Source organism: Methylocapsa sp. S129, assembly GCF_009765995.1.
Classification (GTDB): domain Bacteria; phylum Pseudomonadota; class Alphaproteobacteria; order Rhizobiales; family Beijerinckiaceae; genus Roseiarcus.
This window is the reverse complement of sequence record NZ_LMUI01000031.1, coordinates 1-4,272: the sequence shown is the minus strand read 5'-3', so window position 1 is coordinate 4,272 and position 4,272 is coordinate 1. Positions and strand designations below refer to the sequence as shown.

Below are 4,272 nucleotides of genomic sequence, written 5' to 3'. Positions count from 1 at the left end.
GACGAACAGGGCGAGCAACTCGCGGCCGTTGTCGATGCGATGCCAGCGGATCGTCCCGTCGCCGTAAGCCGCGACGATCAGGCGGTCGTCCGCGGAGATGTTGACGCCCCAAGCGGTGCTGGGGGCGTAATTGCTCCAGGCGTCCTTGCCGGCGTTGTATCCTCTGAGCATCCATTCCGTCCCCAGCACGAAACCTTGGCCGCTAGGCCGAATCGCCAACGAGCGGGAGACTTCGCGCTGGTCGAGCGCGATAGCTCTATCGCCAAAGGCTGGGCTCCACTGATTAAACCAATTCGTGATGGGAAGGCCTGTTACGATAGGTTCAGTCAGCCCCGGCGGCGGGATGGCGGAATCGTCGAGCGTGCCGCGCCGCAGGTCGAACAGGACGGGTTGGTCGCCCCCGTATCCAAGTCCGAAGCGAACGCTCTTCGCATCCTCGGCGATTGTGAAAGCGTCGCCGACTTTGGCGCGCATGTCGGCGCTCAGGCCGCGACGCCACAGGCGTTTCCGGCCTTGTCCATCAACGAGGCCGAAGGCTGGATCGGACGCCGCGACCGCAAAGCCGTCGCCACAAGGCGCGAAGTTCAAAATCGTGTCATTGGCCAGCGCGGCGGGAGGGTCGTCGAGGCGCCGTCCGTCGCGGTCGAAGAGCAAAAAGGGACGTTCGACACTGGAAATATCGTAGGCCCCGCCGGCGATCAGGACTTTACCGTCGGCGCGCCAGGCGACCTCGCTGAGATTGCCGTGGTCGATCCCCCTGTTATCGGCGGCGGCATGGAACGTGAGGCTCGGCGCGTCGTAAAGATCGACGGCCGTCGTATCGCTAAAGCCGACGGCTATGCGCTGGCCCGCGGGTTCAATCGCGATGGAGAAAGGGTCCTTGCCGCCGCGCGTTCCAATCACCGCCTCCCGCCTGAACTGAGGGCCCGGCCCATAGCGGCGAATCTTTCCTCCGTCCGATCCAACGGTATAGAGGCGCCCGTCCGGAGCGAAGGCGGCGGCGTTGCTATTGTCGCCATAATTCCTGTCGGTCGCGACCACGCTCCAATTCGTCGCGTCGATCACGCGAAGACCGGCGCCGCGGCCCAAAGTCGCGGCCAACCAACGCCCGTCGGCTGAAAAGACGAGATTCTCGACGATATTCTCGAATGCGCCAACCCGAACAATCAACGCGCCGCTTGACGCATCGAAGATCGAAACGGCCATTTTGTGATCGATATCCGCATGCGCGTCCCTGCCTCCCATGGCGACGTAACGCCCATCTGGCGATACCGCGACCGCGTCGATCTTGCCGGAAATGCCGGCGCCAATCGGCGGCCGCAAAATGCGCAAAAGCCTGCCATCCGGCAACGACCATAGCCGAACGGTCTTGTCATCCGATCCTGTGGCCGCAAGACGGCATTGCGCATCGACGCCGATCCGCCAGATCGGCGCCAGATGCATACCGGTCTCGATCCGCAACACGGGTTCTTGATCTGGACACGCCTTCTTCGCCGCCGCCAGCGCGTCGCTCGCGATCCCCTCGACCGGACCCGCATAGCAACCGGCGTCGGCAAGCCGTTGTTGCAGGCCCTTGATCTCGTCCGGGTTCATCGAGGAAAGTTCGCGCGCCTGCGACCAGGTCGCCGTGGCTGCCAGCAAGACGCACAGTCCCGCCGCACATCGCGCGAAAGCCCATTGTCTCCGCCGCGTTATCCGCATCGCGCCGCCCTTCCAAGAGAACCCAGCCGATCGCGCAGGATGACTGCCTTCGCGGCGGGATACAAGCGCGGGACGCGCGGCGTTCCCAGGGCAATGAGCGAGCGCCCGATCCTTCAGGAGAAAAGAACGCGCGACGTGCGGAAGATGAGGGTCGTGGCGAAAGGCGGGCAAAGACGCTTATCTCGCCCTTCGGACCGGTGCGCTTTCCTCCTCACGCCTTCCGCGCTTGGGGCGCTGAACCGCCCTGGATTTTTTGCCGGACCTCGTTTTTGTGAACTCATGCCGATCGCTGTCTACTTTAGCACTGTACAATAGCAGCACTGTGCAATAGCGTTCCCCGGCCTCGTCGGCAGGATATTGCCGATCGGTTTGGGGCAACCAGGAATTAGGTCCGGGCCATAAATCCAGCCAAAACCTGTCCTCCGCAGGTCGATTTTCGCGCTGTGACGAATTTCGCTCGGCTTGGAAGTCCCCGTGTTATCTTTTGAACTCTTTTTAGCAAAAGAGGCACAGCATGGCCGCGTCTGACGCATCGTCCGCCGAAGATACATTGCACCCGCCCAAGCCTGTTCTCACGTTTCGCGTCGGCATCACGGGTCACCGGCCCAAACCAGCGCATCTTCTACCAGCCGAGGCGCAGGAAAGAGTGGAGACGGTTCTTCGCCGCACTTTCGAGAATATCGATTCGGCTCTCGCGGACGTTCACAAGATCAATGCCGATTTCTACGATGTCGCACCCCATCGCGTGAGGCTGGTTTCAGGTTTGGCGGAAGGCGCAGATCAGGTAGCCGCCCTTCTTCGTCCGCCGGGTTGGGCGCTGGATGCGATACTCCCTTTTCCCGTCGAGACCTACAAAAAGGATTTCGAACGATCGGCGTTGGATGAGACCCGCAATGTCGTATCGGAGTTTGAGGCTGCTTGCGAAAAAGCCGCAACGGTGCTCGCGCTGCCGGACATCGACGATTCGACAGAGCGCGATCGCGGCTACGTTCGTTTGGCTCATTATCTCGTCCGACAAGTTGATCTGTTGATCGCCGTCTGGGATGGCAAGCCAGCCGAAAGCGCGGGAGGGACCGGAGACGTGGTTCATCGTGCGTTCAGGACCGGTGTTCCGGTCGTCTGGATTTCGACGACCGCCGCTCTCGCCGAACACAATTTTTTCGCCCGAATGTTGAGCGGATTCGGAACCGACGCTCTGCCAGAAGCTCCAAAAGTTGATTGCACGCACGGAGCGCTCGCAGTCGCGATCACCGAGATTGTTTCCGTCCCCAAGGACGCGCTGTTCGGCCTAAAAAGTGTTCAACCGAGAGACGCCATAGGTCCGAGCCCCGGAGAGCGGCTTCGGACGTTCTTGCAGGAACAATGGCCGCGCCGTAGTCGCAGCGTAGCCTATGATCTGTTCACGCATCTCATCCAACGCAAAAAGCTTCGACTGACCATTCCCGTTCCTTATCTGCCTGACAGGCTGACCGAATGGGATCGCTTCTTTAACGATGCCCCCACCGCGAACGCGCTGGAAGCGCGTCTTCGAGAGCGTTTGCTGCCGCGTTACATATGGGCCGATCAGCTCGCTATCGATTTCGCCAACAAATACCGGACGGCCTACATCCTCTCCTACTTGCTCGCGGCCGTCGCTGTCGGAATCGGCGCATATGCGGGTTTATTTGCGCATGCCTCTGGAAAGGCGATCGTATTAAGTTGGAAGGGCGCGGAGTTCTTGGTCGAGGCGTCTATCCTATCGTTCGTCGGCTTCCTCTACGCGATGGTCAAAAAGCGGAACTGGCATCGGAAATGGTTGGAGTATCGAGCTCTCGCGGAAATCCTGAGGGACGTCCGATTTCTTGCGTATCTTGGTGAATATGGACAAATCCGGCCCACGAATGGCTCAGAACTGGCAGGGACGTCATGGGGATTGTGGTATTTAAGGGCGACAGTTCGTGAGCTTGGGCTGCCGAGCGCGACCCTCGACGGCGCGTTTCAGGATCAGTTGCTTCGTGCAGTCGAGACGCATGTGATTGTGGAACAGCTTCAGTATCATTATCCGAACGCGATGGCGCTCGGCAAAACGGACAAGCGCCTGCAAGCGGCTGTGCAATGGTCCTTCTACATCATCATTTCAGTCCTTATCACCGTTGGATTGCTCCTTTTGACAGAAGAGAAAGGGCTCCTGCCCGATGAAATTTGGACGGATATAGCTGCGCCCTTCACAACGTTTTGCGCCGTATTTTTGCCAGCCCTGAGCGCAGCCTTAGCAAGCATCAGGGAAACCGCTGATTTCGAAGGTTTTGCGCTACGCTCAGAACGAACTGCGGAAGCTCTTGAGGAACTCAGAACAAAAATTATTCCGATGGCGAGGAAAACTGTTTCGCTCGACGAGACAGCGAGCGTGCTGTTCGCTACAGCGCAGGTACTGACAGAAGACCTCTCGACCTGGCTAGCGCTTTACGGGCGAAAGCGACTGGATCTTCGGCCGTGACCTCTCAAAATTCGTAAGCGATGTTCTCAGGCCACGGCTTTGATGGCGGGGGCGTAGGCCCAGGGCAAGAGATCGTCGATTTGGCTATTGGGATG

Annotated in this window: 2 protein-coding genes; one reads left to right on the top strand and one right to left on the bottom strand. The window is 59.7% G+C overall.

What is annotated here, in order from left to right; genetic code table 11:
• The coding region (locus GSQ90_RS19770) for a WD40 repeat domain-containing protein (protein ID WP_174247507.1) at positions 1 to 1,641 on the bottom strand (1,641 nt) is incomplete at its 3' end.
• A gap of 574 nt (positions 1,642 to 2,215) precedes the next feature.
• Here GSQ90_RS19770 and GSQ90_RS19765 point away from each other — a divergent pair.
• On the top strand, positions 2,216 to 4,177 hold the full coding sequence (locus GSQ90_RS19765; protein ID WP_158816626.1) for a hypothetical protein: 1,962 nt from the start codon (positions 2,216 to 2,218) through the stop codon (positions 4,175 to 4,177).
• The last annotated feature ends 95 nt before the right edge of the window (positions 4,178 to 4,272 follow it).